Source organism: Stenotrophomonas sp. P5_B8 (assembly GCF_054049855.1).
The window spans coordinates 1-626 of sequence record NZ_JBFULO010000853.1; the positions used below are offsets into that span (position 1 = coordinate 1).

The 626-nt window shown below is 58.1% G+C and carries 1 protein-coding gene; it reads right to left on the reverse strand.

The features are described from left to right. Nucleotides 1–53: 53 nt before the first annotated feature. Nucleotides 54–626 (reverse strand): type IV secretory system conjugative DNA transfer family protein (locus ACXJKH_RS21830; RefSeq protein WP_457322518.1); only part of this gene is annotated, 573 nt, incomplete at its 5' end.

Consider the following 626-nt stretch of genomic DNA (forward strand, 5'->3'; position numbering starts at 1 on the left):
GTCTGAAATTGTCGAAACCTTGACGCACATCACACGTCTTCACGCGTACTTGGTCATATCTGAAGATTTGGTACGGTGGTCTTGGGGAGCAACCGCGAGGTGAAATAGCGGTCCTTGTAGTACTTGATCTTGTCGCACTTGACCGGGTGCGGGATGCCCTCGTACAGGAAGACCTCATGATCGTTGCCCATGGCCTTCAACTCCTGCGGCAGCATCAGCGCGCGCCGCTCTTCGGTGAAGTTGTGGGTCTTCTCACGGGCATGGGTGACGTTCTTCTTGCGGATCGTCGTGTACCCGAGCATCTCCGAGTAGTCGTTGGCATCCTGCTGCTCACGTGGCGCATAGAGGATCTGCAGCGCGTGGTTGGTGATGATGGTGCGCGAGACGTCGCGGCCGTAGGTGGCGTCCAGCTGGGCCATCGACTGGATGATCGGCAGCAGGCGCACGTTGTAGCCGGCCATGTAGGACACCGCCGAGGCGATGATGTCGACCTTGCCGATGGCGGTGAATTCGTCCATCAGCAGCAGCACCTGGTACTTCAGGTCCGGGTTGGACTTGGGCAGTTCCTTGGTGTTGAGGTTGATGATCTGGCTGAAGAACAGGTTGATGATCAGGCGGCTCTCGGC